The 22,601-nt window shown below is 38.5% G+C and carries 25 protein-coding genes; 22 read left to right on the plus strand and 3 right to left on the minus strand.

Annotated features, from left to right (window positions below):
- The first annotated feature begins 19 nt into the window (after positions 1-19).
- The 20 genes from atpB to EW028_RS10340 all read left to right on the plus strand — a co-directional run bounded on the left by atpB (position 20) and on the right by EW028_RS10340 (position 15,668).
- Complete coding sequence (atpB, locus tag EW028_RS10245; RefSeq protein WP_004269473.1) at positions 20-730, plus strand: F0F1 ATP synthase subunit A; 711 nt, start codon at positions 20-22, stop codon at positions 728-730.
- A 63-nt stretch (positions 731-793) separates the two neighbouring features.
- Positions 794-1,018, plus strand: a complete 225-nt coding sequence (gene atpE / locus EW028_RS10250; protein WP_004269474.1) for a F0F1 ATP synthase subunit C — start codon at positions 794-796, stop codon at positions 1,016-1,018.
- Positions 1,019-1,190: 172 nt separating this feature from the next.
- Positions 1,191-1,712: a F0F1 ATP synthase subunit B gene (atpF, locus tag EW028_RS10255; RefSeq protein WP_016992759.1), complete on the plus strand. Its 522-nt coding sequence runs from the start codon at positions 1,191-1,193 to the stop codon at positions 1,710-1,712.
- Entirely contained in the window at positions 1,709-2,245 is a 537-nt protein-coding gene (locus EW028_RS10260; RefSeq protein WP_036076089.1) for a F0F1 ATP synthase subunit delta, read from the plus strand. Before atpF ends, EW028_RS10260 begins: the two co-directional genes overlap by 4 nt.
- Before the next feature lie 28 nt (positions 2,246-2,273).
- Positions 2,274-3,782, plus strand: coding sequence for a F0F1 ATP synthase subunit alpha (gene atpA / locus EW028_RS10265; RefSeq protein ID WP_004269477.1), 1,509 nt, complete (start codon positions 2,274-2,276; stop codon positions 3,780-3,782).
- Between the two features lie 47 nt (positions 3,783-3,829).
- Positions 3,830-4,687, plus strand: a complete 858-nt coding sequence (gene atpG / locus EW028_RS10270) for an ATP synthase F1 subunit gamma (protein ID WP_004269478.1) — start codon at positions 3,830-3,832, stop codon at positions 4,685-4,687.
- A 51-nt stretch (positions 4,688-4,738) separates the two neighbouring features.
- On the plus strand, positions 4,739-6,154 hold the full coding sequence (atpD, locus tag EW028_RS10275; protein WP_004269479.1) for a F0F1 ATP synthase subunit beta: 1,416 nt from the start codon (positions 4,739-4,741) through the stop codon (positions 6,152-6,154).
- Between the two features lie 24 nt (positions 6,155-6,178).
- Entirely contained in the window at positions 6,179-6,586 is a 408-nt protein-coding gene (locus EW028_RS10280; RefSeq protein ID WP_016992762.1) for a F0F1 ATP synthase subunit epsilon, read from the plus strand.
- Between the two features lie 81 nt (positions 6,587-6,667).
- Positions 6,668-6,907, plus strand: a complete 240-nt coding sequence (locus EW028_RS10285) for a DUF1146 family protein (protein WP_004269481.1) — start codon at positions 6,668-6,670, stop codon at positions 6,905-6,907.
- Positions 6,908-7,376: 469 nt separating this feature from the next.
- Positions 7,377-8,687 (plus strand): UDP-N-acetylglucosamine 1-carboxyvinyltransferase, encoded by a 1,311-nt coding sequence (gene murA / locus EW028_RS10290; protein WP_036076091.1) that lies wholly within the window; start codon positions 7,377-7,379, stop codon positions 8,685-8,687.
- Between the two features lie 81 nt (positions 8,688-8,768).
- Positions 8,769-9,707 (plus strand): stage II sporulation protein D, encoded by a 939-nt coding sequence (spoIID, locus tag EW028_RS10295; RefSeq protein ID WP_131520797.1) that lies wholly within the window; start codon positions 8,769-8,771, stop codon positions 9,705-9,707.
- Positions 9,708-9,744: 37 nt separating this feature from the next.
- Positions 9,745-10,422 (plus strand): M23 family metallopeptidase, encoded by a 678-nt coding sequence (locus EW028_RS10300; protein WP_048395635.1) that lies wholly within the window; start codon positions 9,745-9,747, stop codon positions 10,420-10,422.
- 156 nt (positions 10,423-10,578) lie between these two features.
- Positions 10,579-10,839 carry a sporulation transcriptional regulator SpoIIID gene (locus EW028_RS10305; protein WP_004269485.1) on the plus strand — a complete coding sequence of 87 codons (261 nt, stop codon included), beginning with the start codon at positions 10,579-10,581 and terminating at the stop codon, positions 10,837-10,839.
- Between the two features lie 210 nt (positions 10,840-11,049).
- On the plus strand, positions 11,050-12,045 hold the full coding sequence (mreB, locus tag EW028_RS10310; RefSeq protein ID WP_004269486.1) for a rod shape-determining protein: 996 nt from the start codon (positions 11,050-11,052) through the stop codon (positions 12,043-12,045).
- A gap of 21 nt (positions 12,046-12,066) precedes the next feature.
- On the plus strand, positions 12,067-12,900 hold the full coding sequence (locus EW028_RS10315) for a flagellar hook-basal body protein (RefSeq protein ID WP_131520798.1): 834 nt from the start codon (positions 12,067-12,069) through the stop codon (positions 12,898-12,900).
- 24 nt (positions 12,901-12,924) lie between these two features.
- On the plus strand, positions 12,925-13,764 hold the full coding sequence (locus tag EW028_RS10320; protein ID WP_131520799.1) for a flagellar hook-basal body protein: 840 nt from the start codon (positions 12,925-12,927) through the stop codon (positions 13,762-13,764).
- 47 nt (positions 13,765-13,811) lie between these two features.
- Positions 13,812-14,102, plus strand: coding sequence for a DNA-directed RNA polymerase subunit beta (locus EW028_RS10325; RefSeq protein WP_131520800.1), 291 nt, complete (start codon positions 13,812-13,814; stop codon positions 14,100-14,102).
- A 56-nt stretch (positions 14,103-14,158) separates the two neighbouring features.
- The gene (gene fabZ / locus EW028_RS10330; protein ID WP_131520801.1) at positions 14,159-14,602 is read left to right on the plus strand and encodes a 3-hydroxyacyl-ACP dehydratase FabZ; all 444 of its coding nucleotides are present in this window, start codon (positions 14,159-14,161) and stop codon (positions 14,600-14,602) included.
- A gap of 147 nt (positions 14,603-14,749) precedes the next feature.
- Positions 14,750-15,133: a hypothetical protein gene (locus tag EW028_RS10335; RefSeq protein WP_004269491.1), complete on the plus strand. Its 384-nt coding sequence runs from the start codon at positions 14,750-14,752 to the stop codon at positions 15,131-15,133.
- Between the two features lie 109 nt (positions 15,134-15,242).
- Positions 15,243-15,668: a hypothetical protein gene (locus EW028_RS10340; RefSeq protein WP_048395642.1), complete on the plus strand. Its 426-nt coding sequence runs from the start codon at positions 15,243-15,245 to the stop codon at positions 15,666-15,668.
- A gap of 277 nt (positions 15,669-15,945) precedes the next feature.
- On the opposite strand, the gene EW028_RS10345 is transcribed toward EW028_RS10340, so the two are convergent.
- Positions 15,946-16,371 (minus strand): YwpF family protein, encoded by a 426-nt coding sequence (locus EW028_RS10345; protein WP_131520802.1) that lies wholly within the window; start codon positions 16,369-16,371, stop codon positions 15,946-15,948.
- 297 nt (positions 16,372-16,668) lie between these two features.
- Between EW028_RS10345 and EW028_RS10350 the strand changes: the two genes are divergently transcribed.
- A complete protein-coding gene (locus EW028_RS10350; protein ID WP_131520803.1) occupies positions 16,669-17,067 on the plus strand; it encodes a single-stranded DNA-binding protein in 399 nt (132 codons plus the stop codon).
- A 244-nt stretch (positions 17,068-17,311) separates the two neighbouring features.
- On the opposite strand, the gene EW028_RS10355 is transcribed toward EW028_RS10350, so the two are convergent.
- Complete coding sequence (locus EW028_RS10355; protein WP_131520804.1) at positions 17,312-20,074, minus strand: DEAD/DEAH box helicase; 2,763 nt, start codon at positions 20,072-20,074, stop codon at positions 17,312-17,314.
- Positions 20,071-21,645 carry a hypothetical protein gene (locus EW028_RS10360; RefSeq protein WP_131520805.1) on the minus strand — a complete coding sequence of 525 codons (1,575 nt, stop codon included), beginning with the start codon at positions 21,643-21,645 and terminating at the stop codon, positions 20,071-20,073. Before EW028_RS10360 ends, EW028_RS10355 begins: the two co-directional genes overlap by 4 nt.
- 204 nt (positions 21,646-21,849) lie before the next feature.
- On the opposite strand from EW028_RS10360, the gene EW028_RS10365 reads away from it, so the two are divergent.
- Positions 21,850-22,326, plus strand: coding sequence for an IDEAL domain-containing protein (locus EW028_RS10365; protein ID WP_004269498.1), 477 nt, complete (start codon positions 21,850-21,852; stop codon positions 22,324-22,326).
- The last annotated feature ends 275 nt before the right edge of the window (positions 22,327-22,601 follow it).

Here is a 22,601-nt window from a genome sequence, read left to right on the forward strand (position 1 = left end):
AGAGAGGTGAAAAATAACAATGAATCATGAAGCTCCGTTACTAGAAGTCGGTTTTTTAACATTTAACTTATCAACAGTTATGATGTTACTAGTTGCAGCAATTATCGTATTTTTAATTGCCTTTATTTCAACTAGAAGCCTAAAGTTAAAACCTACTGGTATGCAAAACTTTATGGAATGGATTATGGATTTCGTTAAGAATATCATTAAAAGCAACATGGATTGGAAAACTGGTGGTCGATTCCACGTTCTAGGCATCACACTAATTATGTTTATCGCAGTATCTAACTTACTAGGTCTTCCTTTCTCAATTGTCTATGGGCATGAGCTATGGTGGAAATCACCAACAGCTGACCCTACAGTAACGATGACATTAGCAGCAATGATATTAGTCTTAACGCATTTCTATGGTGTAAAAATGAAGGGTACAGGTCATTATGTTGGTACATTCTTCAAACCAATGTCATTCATGTTCCCACTTAAAATAGTAGAAGAATTTGCAAACACATTAACATTAGGTTTACGTCTTTACGGTAACATTTATGCGGGTGAGATTTTACTTGGCTTACTTGCAGGTTTAGCATCATCAGGTGCTGTGGGATTCATCGGGGCAATCGTTCCAATGATGGCATGGCAAGGTTTCTCAATTTTCATCGGCTTTATCCAAGCCTTTATCTTCACAATGTTAACAATGGTTTACATGGCTCATAAAGTGAGCGATGACCATTAATATAAAGCATATACCCTATGCTTGAACAACAAAAACAAACAATTCCAAGGAGGAAATTTTCAAATGACAGGTTCATTAGGTTTATTAGCAGCAGCAATCGCAATCGGTTTAGGTGCACTTGGTGCAGGTATTGGTAACGGTCTTATCGTATCAAAAACAGTAGAAGGTATCGCTCGTCAACCAGAAGCTCGTGGCGTTCTTCAAACTACAATGTTCATCGGGGTTGCATTAGTTGAGGCCCTACCGATCATCGCAGTAGTAGTAGCATTCATCGTAATGAACAAATAATTCAGTTGAACACTGAATTTTACTAGTGGCGAAGCAGGATTCTCCAGATGAAACTTCGCCCTTCATTTTGGAACTGATAAAAGCTATGTGTAAATATAGCTTTTTAAAATAGGTAGTTTTTTAGTCACTAAATTATGTTGAAGTTAAAGCTCTTGAAGGGAGTGAAACAATCGTGTTTTTAGATAATCTTGTACTAGGTGCAGGCGGTGCTTCGTTAAATAGTGGAGATATCATCGCAACATTAGTTATTTTCATCGTATTAATGTTACTACTTAAGAAATTCGCTTGGGGTCCACTTATGGGCATTATGCAACAACGTGAAGAATTAGTAGCGAGTGAAATCGAAGCAGCTGAAAAAGCGCGCAAAGAATCGCACCAATTTTTAGAAGAACAAAAGAGCCTTCTTAAGGAAGCTCGTACAGAAGCACAATCGATTGTTGAGGGCGCTAAGAAGCAAGGCGAATTACAAAAAGAAGAAATTCTTACTGTAGCTCGTAATGAAGCAAATCGCTTAAAAGAATCGGCTTTACGTGAAATTGAGTCTGAAAAAGAAAAAGCTATTGCAGCTGTACGTGATGAAGTCGTTTCATTATCTGTACTTGCAGCATCTAAAGTCCTTAGCAAAGAGATTTCTGAGGCAGACAACCGTGCTCTAATTGAAGAGACGATTGCGAAGGCAGGGGAAGCTCGATGAGTAATTCAACTGTAGCAAAACGTTACGCTCAAGCGCTTTTTGAATTGGCGCAACAAAAAAATATTCTTACTGAAGTTGGAGCAGACTTAAGTGAACTAACAAAAGTAGTAAAAGAATCTCCTGATTTTTTAACGCTTTTAAATGCACCTAAGTTCTCCGTTGAACGAAAAAAACAAATGGTAGCTGATATCTTTAACGGTGCAACACCAGAAGTTTTACACACTGTTCAACTTCTAGTTGAGAAAAAACGTGTAAACGAGATGACACAAATTGCTAAGGCATATGCTGAACTTGCTGCGCAAGCACAAGGCACTGCAGATGCAACAGTATTTTCAACACGTGCACTTTCTGCAGAAGAAAGCGCTAATATTTCAGCAGCGTTCGCGAAACTTGTTGGAAAACAATCATTAAATATTACAAACGAAGTTGATCCATCTTTACTTGGTGGTATTCGTGTTCAAATCGGTAACCATATTTATGATAGCTCAGTAGCAAACAAACTAGAGCGTCTAAAACGTGAATTAATCGGTTAATAATTTAGAAATGTGAGAGGTGACATACATGGGCATCAAGGCTGAAGAAATCAGCAGTCTGATTAAACAACAGATTGAGAATTATGAATCTGAACTTAAAGTAAGCGAAGTTGGTACAGTTATCCGTATTGGTGACGGTATTGCTCTTGCTCATGGCCTCGACAACGCCATGGCTGGAGAACTACTAGAGTTCTCTAATGGTGTTATGGGTATGGCTCAAAACCTAGAAGAAGGTAACGTTGGTATCGTAATCTTAGGTCCATACACTGACATCAAAGAAGGCGATGAAGTTCGTCGTACAGGTCGTATCATGGAAGTACCAGTTGGTGAAGAACTAATTGGTCGTGTTGTAAACCCACTTGGACAACCAGTGGATGGACAAGGTCCAATCAACACTACAAAATCTCGTCCAATCGAAAGTCCAGCTTTCGGTGTAATGGCTCGTAAATCAGTACACGAACCACTACAAACTGGTATTAAAGCGATTGACGCATTAGTGCCAATCGGTCGTGGTCAACGTGAGTTAATCATCGGTGACCGTCAAACTGGTAAAACATCTGTAGCTATCGATACAATTCTTAACCAAAATGACCAAAACATGATTTGTATCTACGTAGCAATCGGTCAAAAAGAATCTACTGTACGTGGTGTTGTAGAAACTCTTCGTAAACATGGCGCTTTAGATTACACAATCGTTGTGACAGCTTCTGCTTCTCAACCAGCTCCATTATTATTCTTAGCACCATTTGCAGGTGTATCTATGGCTGAAGAATTCATGTTACAAGGTAAACACGTATTAATCGTGTATGATGATCTTTCTAAACAAGCATCAGCTTACCGTGAACTTTCACTTCTTCTTCGCCGTCCTCCAGGTCGTGAAGCATATCCTGGTGACGTTTTCTACTTACACAGCCGCTTACTTGAACGTGCTGCGAAGTTAAATGAAACATATCAAAATGGTTCAATTACAGCTCTTCCATTCGTTGAGACACAAGCTGGGGATATCTCTGCATACATCCCAACTAACGTAATCTCAATCACTGATGGACAAATCTTCTTACAATCTGACTTATTCAACTCAGGTGTACGTCCAGCGATTAACGCCGGTCTTTCTGTATCACGTGTAGGTGGATCTGCTCAAATTAAAGCGATGAAAAAAGTTGCGGGTACACTACGTCTTGACTTAGCTGCATTCCGTGAGCTTGAATCATTTGCTCAATTTGGTTCAGATTTAGATAAAGTAACACTTGCTAAACTTGAGCGTGGTAAACGTACGGTTGAAGTTCTTAAACAAGACCTTAACAAACCACTAAAAGTTGAAAAACAAGTTGCAATCCTTTACGCATTAACTAAAGGTCACTTAGATGATATTCCAGTACAAGATATCGTTCGCTTCGAATCAGAATTCTTAAGCTGGTTAGATTCAAACCACACAAACGTTTTAGATCATGTTCGTACTACTAAAGAGCTTGCTCCTGATGCGGATTATGAAGCAGCAATCAATGCATTCAAAAAAACTTTCGCTAAATCAGAATAAGTCTTAGCTAGTCACTTGATTAAAAAACAGAAGGTGGTGAAATACCAGTGGTAAACTTACGCGAAATTAAAGGTCGTATTACTTCAACAAAGAGTACGAAGCAAATTACAAAAGCAATGCAGATGGTTTCTTCTTCTAAGTTACGTCGTGCAGAGCAAAATGCTAAAGCTTACGTTCCTTACATGGAAAAAATTCAGGACGTAGTAGGCGCGATCGCTTCAGGGACAAAAGACAGCGGACATCCAATGTTAACTGCTCGTCCTGTTAAGAAAACGGCTTACTTAGTCATTGGTTCTGACCGTGGTCTTGCAGGTGCTTACAATTCAAGTATCCTGCGTCAAGTACAACGTACGATTAACGAGCGTCATAAATCAAAAGACGAATACGTTATCTTAGCAGTAGGTCGTGTAGTTCGTGACTACTTTGTGAAACGTGATCATAATGTCATCAGTAATGTTGTCGGTCTACCTGACCAACCAACTTTTGCTGATATTAAAGAAATCGCTCGTAATGCTGTTGGTATGTTCATTGATGGTACGTATGACGAACTTTATATGTACTATAATCACTTTGTCAGCGCTATTGCTAGCGAAGTGACAGAGAAAAAACTTCTTCCATTAACAGATATTGCCCCTGCAAGCGGTACTGCTTCTTATGAATTCGAGCCATCTGGCGAAGCAATTCTAGAAGTGTTACTTCCACAATATGCGGAAAGCTTAGTTTATGGCGCATTATTAGATGGAAAAGCAAGTGAACATGCTTCTCGTATGACGGCTATGAAAAATGCAACAGATAACGCAACTGATCTTATTTCAGACCTTTCTTTGCAATATAACCGTGCACGTCAAGCGGCGATTACACAAGAAATTACAGAAATCGTTGGTGGAGCTGCAGCCTTAGAATAGGCAAGCAGCTTCCCAATGTCGTATAAGAATACGATAGGAGGGTACACAGTAATGAATAAAGGACATGTTATTCAAGTAATGGGTCCAGTTGTTGACGTTAAATTCGACAATGGCCAATTACCAGCAATCTATAACGCTTTAACAGTTAAGATTGAACGTCCTAATGAAGAACCAACAATTCTTGCATTAGAAGTTGCGCTTCATTTAGGTGATGATTCTGTTCGTACAATTGCGATGTCATCTACTGATGGCTTACAACGTGGAGCAGAAGTAACAGACTTAGGAAAAGCTATCTCAGTACCAGTTGGTGAAGTTACACTAGGTCGTGTATTCAACGTACTTGGAGAAGTAATTGACTTAGGTGAAGAGATTCCAGCAGACGCACGTCGTGATTCAATTCACCGTGAAGCACCAACTTTCGAGAATCTTTCAACTACAGTTGAAATTCTTGAAACAGGTATCAAAGTAGTAGACTTACTTGCACCATATATCAAAGGTGGTAAAATCGGTCTATTCGGTGGTGCCGGTGTAGGTAAAACTGTATTAATCCAAGAATTAATCAACAATATCGCACAAGAGCACTCTGGTATCTCTGTATTCGCTGGTGTAGGTGAGCGTACTCGTGAAGGGAACGACTTATTCTTCGAAATGAGCGATTCAGGCGTTATCAAGCAAACAGCGATGGTATTCGGTCAAATGAACGAGCCACCTGGTGCACGTATGCGTGTTGCTTTAACTGGTCTTACAATGGCGGAATACTTCCGTGATGAGCAAGGTCAAGACGTACTTTTATTCATCGACAATATCTTCCGTTTCACACAAGCAGGTTCTGAGGTTTCTGCCCTATTAGGTCGTATGCCTTCTGCGGTAGGTTACCAACCAACACTTGCAACTGAAATGGGTAAACTACAAGAGCGTATCACATCTACGAACAAAGGATCTGTAACTTCTATTCAAGCGATTTATGTACCAGCCGATGACTATACTGACCCGGCTCCAGCTACAACTTTCGCCCACTTAGATGCAACAACTAACCTTGAGCGTAAATTATCTGAAATGGGTATCTACCCTGCGGTTGACCCATTAGCTTCGACTTCTCGTGCATTATCACCTGAAATCGTAGGCGCTGAGCACTACGCAATTGCTACTGGTGTACAACGTACAATCCAACGTTACCGTGAATTACAAGATATCATTGCAATCTTAGGTATGGATGAATTATCTGATGAAGATAAACAAACAGTAGAACGTGCTCGTCGTATTCAATTCTTCTTATCACAAAACTTCCACGTAGCGGAACAATTCACTGGTCAAAAAGGTTCTTATGTACCTGTAAAAGAAACTGTTCGTTCATTCAAGGAAATCCTTGATGGCAAATGGGATCACCTACCAGAAGATGCTTTCCGTCTAGTTGGTTCAATTGATGAAGTAGTTGAAAAAGCGAAAAGCATGGGCGTAGAGGTTTAATACTAGGGACGAGGAGGAAAAAATATGAAGACAGTTCTAGTCAATATTGTCACTCCCGACGGCCCAGTATACGATTCTGAAGTATCAATGGTAATCGCTAAAACAACTTCAGGAGAAATCGGTGTTCTTGCAGGCCATATTCCAATGGTGGCTCCACTTGCAATTGGTGCAGTGAAGCTTAAAAAAGAAAACGGTTCGACTGATATTGTTGCTGTAAGCGGTGGTTTCATTGAAGTTCGTCCAGAAAAAATCTCAATTTTAGCGCCGTCTGCTGAAATTGCTGAAAACATCGATGTTCAACGTGCTAAAGAAGCCGTTAAACGTGCTGAAGGACGTCTTCAAAGTAAACAAGACAACATTGATTTCAAACGTGCTGACCTAGCATTAAAACGTGCGTTGAATCGTATCAACGTTCATGAGGGTAATATCTAATTCATTTTTAACGGGCAGATATCGCATCTGCCCGTTTTTTAAGGTGAACAAACATATTGAAGGAGAAATGGAGGATGCTATATGGAGATATATGAAGCAATTGGACAAGAAGCTTTATTGGGTATTTTATCCCACCTATTTTTTATTGCTATTACTTTTTATGCTTTACAAGCTTTTATGATCGAAAAACTCTTTAAAAAGAATCGAGTTTTTCAAATTCAACTCATTTATATTTTACTTAGTATTGCGATAGGCTCAGCAGTATCTAATTTCTTTCTTCAAATATCTAGTTGGTCAGGTAAACTTCCTTATTTATTTTAAAAGAATTCGTTTCTTTCTTTCTTTCATAAATTTATAGGTCTACATACTTCAAAGGACTTTATAATACCATTTGTGTGGCCCTTTGAACTATGTAAAAAGACGCTAATACATTAAATTCTTATGAATTTTACGCTATTAGCTATCAAGATACCCATTGATAAATGTACGATAATAGGTACCTTCCACTTCATTTTTTATAGAAAAAAGTGAAAAGTTGTTTTTTATTCATATATCTTTGGGTATGTATTAGAAGCGAACGGGTTATTGGTCATTCACAAAAAAAATTTAGCAGCGTACAATAAATAAATAGCAAAAAATCTAATAATGGCTTAAAATAGTGATTTGGACGCTTGAACGAGCGTTAGAAAAGTTGTACTATAGAGTTGTTTGTTTACTGATTATGACATTATACTTCTTTATTAAAATAAAAATTTGGTAGGTTAATAGATTGAATTCGGAGGGACATAGGGTGGATAAAATAATAGTGACTGGCGGCCAAAAACTACAGGGAAAAGTACGTGTAGAGGGCGCAAAAAATGCAGTGTTACCAATCCTTGCAGCAGCTTTACTTGCTTCAAAAGGAGAAAATGTAATTAAAGAAGTCCCTAATTTAGCAGACGTCTTTACAATAAATGAAGTACTTAAAAGTTTAAACGCAGCAGTTACATATATACCTGAAGATAATGCCGTATATATAGATGCAACAAAAGAACTTTCAAGTGAAGCTCAATTTGAATTTGTTAGTAAAATGCGTGCATCTATTTTAGTAATGGGATCTCTACTTGCTCGTAATGGCTATGCTCGTGTAGCACTTCCTGGAGGCTGTGCAATTGGATCACGTCCGATTGAATTACACTTAAAAGGCTTTGAAGCAATGGGTGCAAAAATTTCATTTGGCCATGGCTATGTTGAGGCGAAGACAGAGGGTCGCTTAAAAGGGGCTAATGTGTATTTGGATTTCCCAAGTGTTGGGGCAACTGAGAATATTATGACAGCGGCATCTTTAGCTGAGGGGACAACTGTAATTGAAAATGCCGCGAAAGAGCCTGAAATCGTGGATCTTGCAAACTTTATTAATAGTATGGGTGGCCGTGTAATCGGTGCGGGTACAAATACGATTCGTATCGAAGGAGTCGATACATTATATGGTGTAGAGCATCATATAATTCCTGACCGTATTGAAGCTGGTACATTTATGGTAGCAGCAGCTATTACGAGAGGAGATGTGGTGATTGAAAACGCAGTTCCTGAGCATATGACTGCTTTAATAGCTAAAATGCGTGAGATGGGCGTAGAAATTACTGAGTTGGATGAAGGAATCCGTGTACGAGTTCCTCAAACACTAAAAGCAGTTGATATCAAAACAATGCCACATCCTGGTTTCCCAACAGATATGCAATCACAAATGATGGCGTTAATGCTTACTGCTGAAGGTACGAGTATTATTACAGAAACGGTATTCGAAAACCGTTTTATGCATGTTGAGGAGTTCCGTCGCATGAATGCTGGTGCTAAAATAGAGGGACGTTCTGTGTTTATCGAGGGGCCTGTGGATCTTCAGGGAGCTGAGGTAATGGCAACGGATTTACGAGCTGCGGCTGCATTAATTTTAGCGGGTCTTGTATCAGAAGGAATGACACGTGTCACAAAACTTCATCATTTAGATCGTGGTTATGTTGATTTCCATGGAAAATTAGCATCTCTTGGTGCTAATATTGAACGTATAACAGAAGAAGTAGTGACAATTGAAGATGTAACAGTTGAATTGCCTACAAACTAAATAGATTGTAAAACCCTTTGCTTTTTGTGCAGAGGGTTTTTGTTTTCTCATAACTACAAGAAATCTAGCATATTATTTCTTATGAAAAAATGGATGATTAGTATAGGTGTCATTTGCTTGATTGGGGCATTATATATGCTTCCTATAGTAGGGTTCAGTGAAAGACAAGAGGCTATCATACCTCAAGCTAGTGATAAGAATGCTTGTGAAATATTTATAGAAGTGGAGGGGCAAGAAGAAAAAATCCCTTTGGAAACGTATATTACAGGGGTAGTTGCTGCAGAAATGCCCGTTTCTTTTAAAAAAGAGGCACTGAAGGCACAAGCTATTGCAGCCCGCACATATGCGTTGAAAACGACAAATTACGGTAAAATTGCGATCGCTCCAACTGTGGCAAAGCAAGTCTTCTATGATGAAGAACAAAGAAAGGCGAATTGGGCTAGCAATTTCCTGGGAAATGAAAAGAAAATTGTCGAAGCTATCAATGAAACAAAAGGACAAGTTATTCTTTATAATAATGAATTGATTACAGCCATGTTTCATTCAACAAGCAATGGTAAAACAGAAAGTGCTTATGGATATGGTGGAAATGATATTCCATATTTGCAAAGTGTTACAAGTATATCTGATCAAACATCTCCTAAGTTTGAGGCTGAGCAAGAATGGACATTATCTCAATGGAATAAGCTCTGGCCTATACAATGGCAACCTAGTGATTTTAACCGTATCCAGTTATTTTATAATGATTCTGGGCGAGTAGAACGTTTACAGCTAGGGAATAACGTCTGGACAGGGAGAGAGGTAAGAACGCTCCTTGGTATTCCATCAACTGATTTCACAATCATCTTTAATGCCAATAAAAGAAAGGTTCAAGTGAAAACCCAAGGCTATGGGCATGGAGTGGGCATGAGTCAGTATGGAGCTGAGGCAATGGCAAATGAAGGGAAAACAGCTGCCGAAATTTTACACTATTATTATCAAGATATTGAAATAAAAAAAATAGATGCATGTTTAAAATAACTTCTAGTTGTTCACACTGCAACTAGAGGTGATGAAAATGAGAGAGGATAAAAATAATAAAGCTTCTCAAAACCAAGATCCAAATCAAAAGGAAAATGGCCAATTACAAAAGAAACCGTGGTTTTGGCCAGTAGTTTACACAGGTGGTGCACTTGTTCTAGCAGGATTGTTATTTGGTTACAATAGTCTCGTATCAAAAGTAGAAGAGGCTCCTTTACCAGATTTAGCTGAAGTAGATCCAGGTCCTGTAGTGGAAACTAATGCACGAACTGAAAACATGAAGTATCCATTCAAAGAAGAGAATTTTAGTAAAGTACAAGTCTTACAAGAATTTTACGAGTTAGAGGCAAATGAAGAGTCTCGTGAAAATGCACTAATGGTATTTAATCAAACATTTACTACATCTTCTGGAATCTCTATTGCTATGAATGGTGAAGAGTTTGAAGTACTAGCTGCTATGAGTGGTAAAGTACTAGAGGTAAAACTAGACGCATTTACAGGCAATAAGATCGTGATCGAGCATCCAAATGGTATGCAGACACATTATAGCTCTGTGAAGGATATCGCTGTTAAAGAAGGCGATGAGGTTACACAAGGTCAAGCATTAGGAAAAGCGACAGACAACGAGTGGAATCAAGCGGCTGGCGTCCACATGCATTTCGAAATTCTTGAAAACGGAAAATATATCAATCCGAAAAAATTACTAGCTTTTTAATGAGAAAAGCTAGTAACGCATAAAAAGTCAGCATTTTATCAAGAAAATGCAAAACGTGTTCTGAATAGCTTTGTCCTCACATAAGGTGAAGAAATGCGCAAATGTGCATCTGATTGCCAAAGCATTTTGTGAAATTGTGTGGAAAGGACGAAGAACGTGCATGAGCACATTCGGAAGCGCTGCATACGCCTCGGTGAATTACTGATTGAGACGCGTGAGACTGTGCGTGTCCTCGCGAAAATGACTGGTTATTCAAAAAGTACGGTGCACAAGGATTTAACAGAGCGATTACCAACAATTCATGAAGGATTAGCTGACCAAGTGAAAGAAATACTCGCCTACCATAAGGCCGTACGTCATATTCGCGGAGGAGAAGCAACGAAAAACAAGTGGAAAGAAAGAGCGAGTCAAGAATGATTCGTTCTTTTTTGTTGTGTTGGACAAGCATAAGTGGTGATTTTCTAAGGAATAGTAATTCTATATTATAGCCGTTCACTGCCTAAAAAGAAAACAGTCTTATTCACTAAATTTAGGTGAAATTACCAATAGAATATGATAAAATATTCTAGATAAAGAGATAAAATGAACGTTATGTAGTTGGAACTGGCGGGAAGGAGAAATTATAAAATGTTTTCGAAAGATATTGGCATTGACTTAGGGACTGCGAACGTATTAATCCACGTTAAAGGAAAAGGGATTGTCCTCAATGAACCATCTGTTGTGGCGATCGATAAAAAGACAAATAAAGTATTAGCGGTAGGGGAAGAAGCCCGCCAAATGGTAGGGAGAACGCCAGGTAATATCACAGCTATTCGTCCACTAAGAGACGGAGTCATTGCAGATTTTGATGTGACAGAGGCGATGTTAAGACATTTCATCAATAAATTAAACGTAAAAGGATTTTTGGCGAAGCCACGCATATTAATTTGTTGTCCAACGAATATTACGAGTGTTGAACAAAAGGCAATTCGTGAAGCTGCTGAAAAATCCGGCGGTAAAAAGGTATATTTAGAGGAAGAGCCAAAAGTAGCAGCAATAGGTGCTGGAATGGATATCTTCCAACCAAGTGGAAATATGGTAGTCGATATCGGGGGCGGAACAACAGATATCGCAGTTTTATCAATGGGTGATATCGTAACAAGTGAATCCATTAAAGTAGCAGGCGATGTGTTTGATAACGATATTTTGCAATATATTAAAAAAGAATATAAATTGCTGATTGGTGAACGTACTGCAGAGGCAATCAAAATGACAATAGGTACAGTTTTCAAAGGTAGTCGCAATGATACAATGGATATTCGTGGCCGTGATATGGTAACAGGTTTACCACGTACAATTACAATTGAGTCTGAAGAAATTGAACGTGCACTACATGAATCAGTAGCCATGATAGTCCAGTCAGCTAAAAATGTCTTAGAAAAAACACCACCTGAACTATCAGCCGATATCATTGATCGTGGAGTGATTATAACTGGTGGCGGGGCATTGTTACATGGAATGGACCAGCTATTAATAGAAGAGTTAAAGGTACCTGTTTTCATTGCAGAGAGACCTATGGATTGTGTAGCCATTGGTACAGGTATCATGCTTGAAAATATTGATCGTGTGCCAGCATCCTTATAAAAATAAAATGAGGTGATTTCTTTGTTTAAAGGATTTTATACAGTTGCAACAGGTATGATCACGCAACAAAGAAGAACAGAATTACTTACCAATAATTTAGCAAATGCAAATACACCAGGATTTAAGGCAGATCAATCTACGATTCGCTCATTTCCAGATATGCTAATGTCTAGCATTGGAAAAACAAATGATCCTGCTCACCAACAAGCTGGCGCTGAATATATGAGTCAAGTAGGAGCTTTAAATACAGGGACATATTTACAAGAAACATTGCCAAATTACATACAAGGCCAAATCTATAACACTGATTTTACAACAGATATGGCATTGATTAATGGAAACTTACCACAAAATGAAGATGGGGTTATGGGTTCAATTTTCTTCCGACTAGAACATCCTGCTGGTGGTGAGGCTTACACACGTAATGGTAATTTCACGTTAGATGGGCAAGGCTATTTAGTTAACGGTCAAGGATTATATGTACTAAATGATGCTGGGCAACGTATCCAGCTACCAAATGATGATTTCCGATTAGATGAAAGTGGCGCTATCTTTGTAAATAATCAGCAAGTGGCTCGTGTTGGTGTATCATTTGCCGCAAACCCGAACATGCTACAAAAACAAGATAATGGTCTTATTCGTACAGAAAATGGTGAGAACTTGCCAACAGCTTATGGAGCGAATGGAGTTTCCTTTACACTACGCCAAAACTTTTTAGAAGGGTCAAACGTAGATTCTAGTCGCACCATGACAGATTTAATGACGGCCTACCGTGCATTTGAAGCAAATCAAAAAGTATTACAAGCTTATGATCGTAGCATGGAAAAGGCTGTGAATGAAATCGGAAAAATTTAATGGGCGAACAGGAGGCTTTTATCAATGCTACGTACAATGATTACAGCTACAAACACAATGGGGCAATTGCAAAACAAACTGGATACAATTAGTAATAACATTGCTAACAGTAATACAACGGGCTATAAAACAAAAGAAGCATCCTTTAATGAATTACTTTATCAGCAATTTAATAATGATAAGCAGGATCGAGCAGAACGTCAAACACCTGTTGGTATTCGCTATGGATCTGGTGCAATGGTTGGGCAAATTAAATCCAATGAAAAGCAAGGTTCATTACAAACAACTAATCGTGATTTAGACTTAGCTTTCACAAAAGCAAAACAATATTTCAATATTTTGATGCCAGATGGTGAAAATGGGACTAAAACAGTGTATACTCGACAAGGTGACTTTTATTTATCTCCATTGAATAATGGAACAGCTATGCTTGTAACAGCAGAGGGTTATCCAGTAGCGAACGCTGCAGGACAAGCTATTACATTACCAGACACGGTTCAAAAGTTTGCTGTTCGAGATGGTGGCGTATTAGAAGCATCTTATCCAAATGGGGATATTATTCGTACGGATTTAGCTGTAACAGAATTCCAAAAAACGCAATTAATGGAACATGTTGCTGGTTCTTATATGGAATTACCAAATAATTTAGCTGAACTTGGCTATACGCAGGCAGAAGTTTTGACAGAGCTTGTGGGAGCCAACCGTCAGCAAATTGGCATGCAAAGTGGTACACTAGAAATGTCCAATGTTAACCTCTCAAAAGAAATGACAGAACTCATTCAAACACAACGTTCTTATCAATTCAACGCAAGAGCGGTGACATTAGCAGATCAAATGCTTGGACTAATTAATGGCATTCGATAGGAAGTTATCCAAAAACGCATAGTAAGGAATGAAGAGGAGTACAATCTATGACAAACGATTCACGTCGACGTTCTGTGCCGACACAAGAAACCGATACGCAACCGCAACCAGAAAAGAAAGAACGCCGCTCTACTGGAGAGCAACGCGAGGTTCGATGGGTGCAAATCCGACTGATTCCGATTTGGTTACGCATTGTAATTGTTCTCATTTTAGTCGTTGTTGCCGCAGCATTAGGCGCAATGTTTGGCTTTAGCGTTATTGGAGAAGGCGATGCTATGGATATTTTTAAACGAGAAACATGGCAGCATATATTTGATATTATGAATGGTAAAGAATAACATTATTCTTTACCTTACTTTGTGTATACATACTTAATTTTTGAGGGGGAAATGACATGTTAACAGCAGAACAAATTCAAGCAATTTTACCACACCGCTATCCTTTTTTATTCGTAGATCGCATCATTGAATTAGAAGACGGGAAACGTGCAGTAGGATTAAAAAACGTTTCAATTAACGAAGATTTTTTTAATGGGCACTTCCCAGGTTATCCAGTTATGCCAGGTGTATTAATTGTGGAAGCTTTAGCTCAAGTAGGTGGAGTGGCTTTATTAAATGCTGAAGAATTTAAGGGTCGTTTAGCGTTTTTAACGGGTGTTGATAATTGTCGTTTCAAGCGTCAAGTTGTACCTGGCGACCAACTTAAATTGGAAGTAGAATTTGTAAAACTTCGTGGTGCAATGGGGAAAGGTCATGGTGTAGCAACTGTAGATGGAGAACTTGTATGTGAAGCCGATATTCTATTTGCAATTGGGCCTGAACAGCCTAAACAAGCTTAATTTGCATTTGTAGACCAAAAGATATAAAATAGATAAAGTCAAGTCAAAAATTGATTAGTAGGTTCTTAAATTGCGATGGTAAATAAGCGATTGTGAATTGAAATAGATGTAATTTTTAGGTTTTACAAACGTAGGAGGATTATTAAGATGTATAAGGAATTGTCTTCAGGTATTAAAATTAGCATTACTCGTTCGATTTCAACATCTTTTGAAACATACTTAGCAAGTATTGGTTGGGATGAAGAGCGCTTTTCCATGGAAGACTTCATTGCAAGCTGGCAGACTTATTTTCAGGAGAATGCCGCATGGATCGAAAAAATCCCTGCTGATACATTGATGAGTGCACAGTTTCATGAAGAAATGGCACAAAAAATCGATGAGGTTATTGCCAAAATTTTAAATGAAGAACCAACAGCACAGCAAGTCGAAACAATCGAGGCATTGCAAAAAGAGCTAGGCACAAACTATAGCTACGACTGTAAAGCAGAGGCAGCATATATTGAACAGTTATTAAAAGAAAAACAAAAATAGTTTGTACAAAAATCGGATAGTTCCCTCCTTTCTCGGGCAATCTATGTAGGATCACAAATACAGTAGATGTATTTGATGACATAGTACCCAAGAAAGGAGGTTTTTTACTATGTGGAAAATGTCATTTTTAACCATCATTCTTGCAACTGCATTCCTTGGAGGTTGTAACTGGGGAAATAATGCAGTAGAAGATCACCCTGTTCGAGAAGTCGAGAATGACGTACGTCGAGGAGTCGACGATGTCGAGGACGCATTAGATCCGAATAATCGTGACGATGCATACGATCGCAATAATGTAAATGGGAATGGTGTAGATCGAGGTACTGTTAACGATAATACAACATTACCTGAAGCAACAACACCTGGTTCAAATGCCGATATCAACAGCACAAACGGCTATGACAACACACCAAATGCAAACGGTGTAAATGGTGTTGAACGTAATGACAACATGAACGGTAACAATAATAATGATGTTGTCGACGATAAAGTAAACAACACTGAAAAATACCGTGATGGTATGAATAACCGATAACATAAAAAGAGTGTTTCCTCTGCGGAAAACACTCTTTTTTATACCCATGGAAGCGGGAAATGCCAGAAGCAGAATACTCATGAAGGGTAACTAATCACTAATCAAGCATGGCCCTGAGAAAATTCCTATACTCCTATAATGACAAAACGAACATCTCCAACAGCCTTAAAGGCCTCCCTCTCATAGCAATAACCAAATGTAACCCAGCATCTTTAATTGTATTGTCCAGTAAACATAACAGTTGTCCAACAAAAAAACGATGCAAAAATTCGCATCGCTAGTCATTTTTTAATTTGGGCCGCTTTTTCATATCTTGTGTAAAGCGATCCAGTAAATCCTCTAAAGAAACACCCTCAGCAAGTAGCTCGGAAAGTAATTGTTCTGCATATTTTGATCGTTTAATTTTAAGCGTACCTTTTAATAGGACTGAAACATGATCACCGATTTCTTCAACCGTATGTACGATTACCTGAAAAGGAGCGGGTTCATTATCTGGAAATGAAATAACTGCACGTACATTGAAGACGGTAGCATTCGCTAAGAGCTCATCAAAGGTTGAGCGATATTGTTTTTCCATAAACAATTCAAGTACCCAAGATTGATGGCTATTTTCCTGATTAATAATGATGCCATCGATTAAAGGGAATGGTTGCACGCCATCTTTCGTGACAAGGTCAAAGGAAAGCATTTTAAAAGTTTTCAATATGTATATTCCTCCTAAGTCTGTCATTCTTTTAGTATAACACATGAGGCAGCAGTTGTTTGTGATGCGCACCTGTGACGGTTTTTCAAAAACTGCGAAATTGCAGATTTCATGAAATAGCATTTGCCATTACAGCCTAAAGCATTCAGCTAAAAAATGAATAAAAAATAGAAAAATAAAAATGCCAATTTACCCAATTTATGCACAAAAACTGAAGGAAATTAACAATACTGATTTTTGCGAATGCTGGAATCATTTTGTAAGATGAGAGCAATCAAAAGCAAAGGAGGTGAATGAATGAATCAAGTCGGATTGGTTGGAAGGTTTACAAAAGATCCGGTGTTACGTTACTTATCTGGAAATCGTGTGCAAACTCATTTCTCACTAGCCATTAATCGTAATTTTAAGAACAATCAAGGAGAAGTAGATACAGATTTTGTTTTCTGTACAGCTTGGGGAAGGCTTGCAGAGAATATCGTTAAATATTGCGGTAAAGGTTCATTAGTCGGTGCCACTGGCCGTATTCAAACAAGGTCATTTGTAAATGAGGAAAGCACTAAGATTTTTATGACAGAGATAGTGGTTGAAGATGTTAGATTTTATCAACTTAAACAAAGAGATAGTGACGAAGCAGTTACGGTACCGCCGCAGCCACCGAATGAACAGGAACACTTAAAGGATTTTGTTTTACCTTAGCAAGTATAGTTTACATACGGGGCAAGAGAACATTCATTGTCTGATCCGCCATTCTCCTTATATTTCTTGCACCGTAACAAACAGAAAGGAGTGATGTGTAACCCTAATAAAAATTGCTGAAGACCGCACAGCAATGAAATTTTCAACACAACTAAATACGAATAATGAAGTAAGTAGGGAAAAGAAGTAGCAAGTTCCACTAAAAGAGCGCCAAGAACTATTTGCTCTTGGCGCATCTCATTTATTATAGATCTAATGTTATTAAATCGCGGAGTTCTTGATCTTCTAACTCGGTCAACCATTGGCTTGATTGAATAAGCTCCTCAGATAATGCAGATTTCTGCACCAGCATCTTATCAATTTTTTCCTCGATCGTGCCAATTGTCACAAACTTATGGACCTGCACAAATTGTGTCTGTCCTATTCGATATGCTCGATCTGTCGCTTGGTTTTCAACAGCAGGATTCCACCAGCGATCTGCATGTAAAACATGATTAGCTGCTGTTAAATTAAGTCCTGTTCCACCAGCTTTCAAAGAAAGGATAAATATAGGAAAATCTCCTGCCTGGAAAGCCTCTACTAAGCGGTCTCGCTGCTGCTTAGGCATGGCACCAGTTAAAAACGGTGCATCTACATTATATATTTCACTAAAGCAATGTTGTAGCAATTGTCCCATTCCAATATATTGTGTAAAGATGAGGCATTGCTCTCCATTGTCCACAATCTCAGCTGCCATTTGTACAATGCGCTCTAGTTTAGTCGAACGCGCAAGCATTGTTTCGGCATCCTCGAAAGGTTCCTTTAAATATAAGGCAGGATGATTACATAGTTGCTTTAATTTACTGAGCATCTTTAAGACGCGACCCTTTTTTTGAAAGCCTGTTAACTGCTCCAGCTGATCAAGCGTCTCTAAAATATAGCCCTCATAGAGTGAAGCTTGCTCTGTTGTTAATGGACAATATTCATTCGATTCTAGCTTATCTGGTAAGTTCAGCTGTAAATGTGGATCTCGCTTTGTACGACGCAATAAGAATGGCTGAATTTTAGCTCGAAGCTTCTGCTTATGCGACTCTGATTCGTCTCGTTCAATAGGCAAAATAAATTCTTCATTAAAGCGACCAAAGCTACCTAGATAGCCCTTATGAATGAAATCAAAAATAGCCCATAACTCAGATAAACGATTTTCTACAGGTGTCCCAGTAAGAGCAATGTGATGGTCACCTAGCAATTTACGAATGGCTTTCGATTGTAAAGTTTGCATATTTTTTATGTTTTGTGCTTCATCAAGTACTACCGTTGCCCATTCGATATCCTGTAAAAATTCAGTATCCTGTGACACAGTACCATAGGTTGATAAAATGACATGTGGCCTTTCTGCAGTCACTAGCTTTTTAAACTCTTCATCCTTTGCTCGATTTGCTTGATAATGTGTATGCACAATCAGGGACGGGGCAAATCGAGCAAGTTCTTTTTGCCAGTTCCCAAGTACTGAAGTGGGACAAATAATGATGGATGGCTTTGTGTAAGTTGATGACTCATAAATATGAAGCAAATAGGTAATCAATTGAACCGTTTTTCCAAGGCCCATATCATCAGCTAGACATGCACCGAAACCTTGTTGGCGCATAAAGACTAACCATTCAAAGCCCTCTAATTGATAAGGGCGTAATTCGGTTTGTAGGGACAATGGAATCGAGACGGCAGGCAAGCCTTTCTTCTCCAAAAGTTGCTCCATGTATGATTTTAATGATTGTTGTATTTCCAATGCAAAGATTGGATCATCTCTCAGTGCATCATCTGCATCTTCTTCCTCAAGAGGGGCAGACAGGTCTTCTGGTAACTCCCTAAATAATAATTCTCGAACAGTCCAACTTTCATCTTCTGCCTGTTGCATCAATTCACGCATTTCTTGCATCCAATTAGCATCTACTCGGAACCATTCAGTGCCAATACGAATAAATTCACGTTTCTCATCCACAAGTTTTTTAAATTGCTCAGCTGAAATCGTTTGTCCGTTCATAGAAAACTGCCATTTAAACGTTAAAATATCATCTAAACCTGCTACCTTCCTTGTAGAAACATTGCTAGTTGTAACGCGTACTCGAATTTTGGATTGTTTTAAATCCTTTAGCCATGCTGGCAGTACAACATCAAAACCAAGTGCCTGCAATCTAGCAAGATCCTCACGTAAAAAAGAGCGAACTTCTAAATCTTCCAGTGTCGCACGAATAAAGATATCACTATTGATTGTATCGGTGGATAGAAGTTCTACAATTTGCTGTTGTTGCTGCGTAATTTCAGTTGCAAACATTCGCCACTTTGTAGGTAGTGCTTCTTCTATAGGTAAGGATTGTTTACGAATAGCAGGTGTCCAGTAGTTTTTTGTTGTAGCAGTGCTTAGGACAGTTTCTAATAACCATACATCGGCATCTTCTTCTGGCTCACTTAACCGTAAAGAAACGGAAACGGCTCCAGCTTGACGAGCTTGATCCAATGGCCAGCCTCCACGTAGGAAAAAGGGAAGTAACTTTGGTAAATCAGCTAGTATTAGCCCAACCTGTGAAAGCTTCTGCTGTACAGCTGTTTCCAATAATGCTGAATCTACATGATCAATAGGGAAAGTTAATGATGAAAAATCATCTGCAATCACAGCATGTGACCAAAGTGATGGCTCTTGCCAGTATGCTTGTAATGCGTAAACTTTTTTTAACCATTCTATACTTTCTTCATTTGCACCACTCCAATTGATGAAAGGGTGCTGGAAGCTTGTTGAAAAAATATCGAGTAACTCAGCTGTAGAAACTTCAATTGTAAAATCAGCTCGATTTGTTAATAATCCATAAACATTTGCCTCATAAGTAAAGAATAGCGAAGAAATTAATGTATCAACATCGATTGTTGTACCATTTGCAGTAAAACCCTGCAACGTAAAATATCCTTCCCGAGCTACTTCAATACGGAGCTGTTGTGTTTTGGAAAAAGGGGAAGGAGCATTTATTGTCATCATACTAAGTTTCCTTTCTCAATTTCTTCTTGTAACGCACGCAGTCGTTTATATTCTGCACGAATGGTTTGCATATATGTTTCAAAATAAGCTGCTTTACCAGCTCGCTTTGCAGCACTACGCATACTTTTCCAAATACGCACAGCCTGTTTATAATTTAAGCGTGATTTTTGCGCAATTTCAGCCATTGCATAGACATGATATAAAGGTAAAACAGTTGCAGGTTCAACCTGTAATACATCCTTTAATCCACACATTTCTAAGTAGGAGAGGGATGATGGGTTTAGTTGATGTAGAGCTGCCCATTCCCGATAGCGACCTTTTTTAATTAAAAAACTTGAGAACGGCTGTAGTCCATACACACCAAAGGCACTATACAGCATTGCTTCCTCTTCCTCCGAAAGCTGAATCTCGTCAAATAAAAGTTGAAATTGCCTTACGTATTGGGCACGCTGAACGACTGGAACGACCTCCTGTAGAAATACTTCAGTCAAAGGTAAGATTGCTCGTAAAATGACTGCTAATGAATAGAACTCTCCGGCACGCTGAGCAAAAGTAGCTAGTTCAAACAAATCCTGCATTTGTGGTAAATCAATCTGTGCCAAACTTTCAAGCAATAAATCCTCTTTCTGTAATAGCACATAAAATAATAATTTTAGTGATTGTAGAGAAATTTCTGCTGAAGAGTGAACAAGATTATTTATAAATGCCAATTCCTGTTCACGTCGAGGCTTCTCATAAAAAAGCACTGCCCATAGTAGCATGTATAGACGAAGGCGATTCGCGAAAAGCCCTTGTCTTTCTAATAAAAATTCTCTTACTAGCTCTTGGATGGCATCATAAAATGGATCTGTCGCAAATAGTCGTGATCGATTAGAAAGCTCTGTAAGAATGCTCTCAAAAGATTGTGTGCTTTGCTCGATAAAATATTTCATATAAGGTGAATCTAACGAATGTCCAGGTGTTTCATTTAAATGCCGCCATATCGAATTAAAAATGGCTAGCTCCATATAGAGCTTATAAAGAGGTTGCCATTCACGCTCAAAGGGCATATGTCGACGAAGACGCTCCAAAGCATCGGTTCTTACAGCGGAAAGCCCATAGCCTTCTAGTATGCGCCCAGGTGGTAATAATCGTTTCATCACCTCATCCACCATCATCGACCAGCTTTGCGGGCTGCGTTCATCTGCTAAAGATTTTAATTGAACTGATTTTTGTGCACGCCAAGCACTCGACCAATTTTGAACCGAGTCAAAATATTGGTAGAGAGCGAGTAAAGCACCTACTTGATGTCGACACCATTTTGCTTGAGGACAGCTACAATGTAGCTCTTCCTTTGAAAAATCAATTTCAACAGAAGCGGGTCTGACATCTTGAACACTTGCATATAATATAGAACTTGCTCCATTAAATCGTTCAAAAACAATGGATTTATTTCTTACTGAAAAGACAGCACGGCGCACTAGTTCCTCATCTTCGGTAGAGGAAGGATGTAACCCTTGTTCAGCTTCTTTTAATTTTGTCAGCACAAATGCTTGATGCTCCTTAGCTAATTGCGATATAGACAATGCCATAACCTCACTCCTTTCATCATGTATGGCTATAGTTAACATTGTTAAATGTAAAAAGGAAAAAAAGACTGTCCTTCCATTATACGATTAAAATGCAGTAATGATAAGCTGAATGATCAGAAAGAAAAAAATGAGGTAAAGATAGTTAACAAGACTTTTAATTTGTGTTAAAATCTGAATAATCAGATAACTAAGGAGGGATGAAGGATGATGCAAGTTCAATACATGAAGCCGTTTTACACAAAAGTTACGGGAGATAAATTACGTCTCGTATTTGCTTATCAATATTTCTCTATTTTAAAAGAGAATGAGATTTTCCATTTCATTCCCATAGAAGGTAAAGAGATGATCATCAACATGAAGACACAGCAGATTGAAAATTTATCTGAGGTTTTTGTTTTCCAAAAAGGAAATCGCTTTATTCGGTTACCACTTTATCAACTATTGCTTATTACCAATGTTCATGAGCATTTAGCACCAATACTTGAAAGCGCTACACCAAAGCAACAAATTCCGATGGTTTCTACTGTGACAGTTGGTGAAATCGATCAGCTTATTGCAGAGCTAGAGGAGAAAAATTTGGATCATTTGATTGATCAGGCATTACTAGAGAATGATAAAGAACTCTTTTTCGAATTGCTACAGCAAAAGAGCCATCAACTTGGGGGTTTCAAAATTGAATAGATGGAATGTCCAGTAAGCACCTACTTATCATAAATGACAAGCAGGTGCTTTTATTTTGTATACGCTGATGTGATTAATCTTACTATAGCTATTAATAGCGAATTGCCAAACAGGACTGGCTAACAGTGTTGAATGCGCCACTTCAGAATGTTTCTTGAGCGAAATGGAAGCAATATATGACGTAATTATCAATGTTCTTGTTAAAACTCAATAATTTTTACTATGGAAATACAATTGTCACAATACAAAAGTTAGTCGCAAAAAAAGATGAAGTA

Origin of the sequence: Lysinibacillus sp. OL1 (assembly GCF_004332175.1) — a bacterium.
GTDB classification, from domain to species: domain Bacteria; phylum Bacillota; class Bacilli; order Bacillales_A; family Planococcaceae; genus Lysinibacillus; species Lysinibacillus capsici.

Bases quoted from the DNA above. Each gene is read 5' to 3' on its own strand.
- atpB (WP_004269473.1), top strand. From the start codon at position 20: ATGAATCATGAAGCTCCGTTACTAGAAGTCGGTTTTTTAACATTTAAC.
- atpE (WP_004269474.1), top strand. From the start codon at position 794: ATGACAGGTTCATTAGGTTTATTAGCAGCAGCAATCGCAATCGGTTTA.
- EW028_RS10260 (WP_036076089.1), top strand. From the start codon at position 1,709: ATGAGTAATTCAACTGTAGCAAAACGTTACGCTCAAGCGCTTTTTGAA.
- atpA (WP_004269477.1), top strand. From the start codon at position 2,274: ATGGGCATCAAGGCTGAAGAAATCAGCAGTCTGATTAAACAACAGATT.
- atpD (WP_004269479.1), top strand. From the start codon at position 4,739: ATGAATAAAGGACATGTTATTCAAGTAATGGGTCCAGTTGTTGACGTT.
- EW028_RS10280 (WP_016992762.1), top strand. From the start codon at position 6,179: ATGAAGACAGTTCTAGTCAATATTGTCACTCCCGACGGCCCAGTATAC.
- EW028_RS10285 (WP_004269481.1), top strand. From the start codon at position 6,668: ATGGAGATATATGAAGCAATTGGACAAGAAGCTTTATTGGGTATTTTA.
- spoIID (WP_131520797.1), top strand. From the start codon at position 8,769: ATGAAAAAATGGATGATTAGTATAGGTGTCATTTGCTTGATTGGGGCA.
- EW028_RS10300 (WP_048395635.1), top strand. From the start codon at position 9,745: ATGAGAGAGGATAAAAATAATAAAGCTTCTCAAAACCAAGATCCAAAT.
- mreB (WP_004269486.1), top strand. From the start codon at position 11,050: ATGTTTTCGAAAGATATTGGCATTGACTTAGGGACTGCGAACGTATTA.
- EW028_RS10320 (WP_131520799.1), top strand. From the start codon at position 12,925: ATGCTACGTACAATGATTACAGCTACAAACACAATGGGGCAATTGCAA.
- EW028_RS10325 (WP_131520800.1), top strand. From the start codon at position 13,812: ATGACAAACGATTCACGTCGACGTTCTGTGCCGACACAAGAAACCGAT.
- fabZ (WP_131520801.1), top strand. From the start codon at position 14,159: ATGTTAACAGCAGAACAAATTCAAGCAATTTTACCACACCGCTATCCT.
- EW028_RS10335 (WP_004269491.1), top strand. From the start codon at position 14,750: ATGTATAAGGAATTGTCTTCAGGTATTAAAATTAGCATTACTCGTTCG.
- EW028_RS10340 (WP_048395642.1), top strand. From the start codon at position 15,243: ATGTGGAAAATGTCATTTTTAACCATCATTCTTGCAACTGCATTCCTT.
- EW028_RS10350 (WP_131520803.1), top strand. From the start codon at position 16,669: ATGAATCAAGTCGGATTGGTTGGAAGGTTTACAAAAGATCCGGTGTTA.
- EW028_RS10355 (WP_131520804.1), bottom strand. From the start codon at position 20,074: ATGATGACAATAAATGCTCCTTCCCCTTTTTCCAAAACACAACAGCTC.
- EW028_RS10360 (WP_131520805.1), bottom strand. From the start codon at position 21,645: ATGGCATTGTCTATATCGCAATTAGCTAAGGAGCATCAAGCATTTGTG.
- EW028_RS10365 (WP_004269498.1), top strand. From the start codon at position 21,850: ATGATGCAAGTTCAATACATGAAGCCGTTTTACACAAAAGTTACGGGA.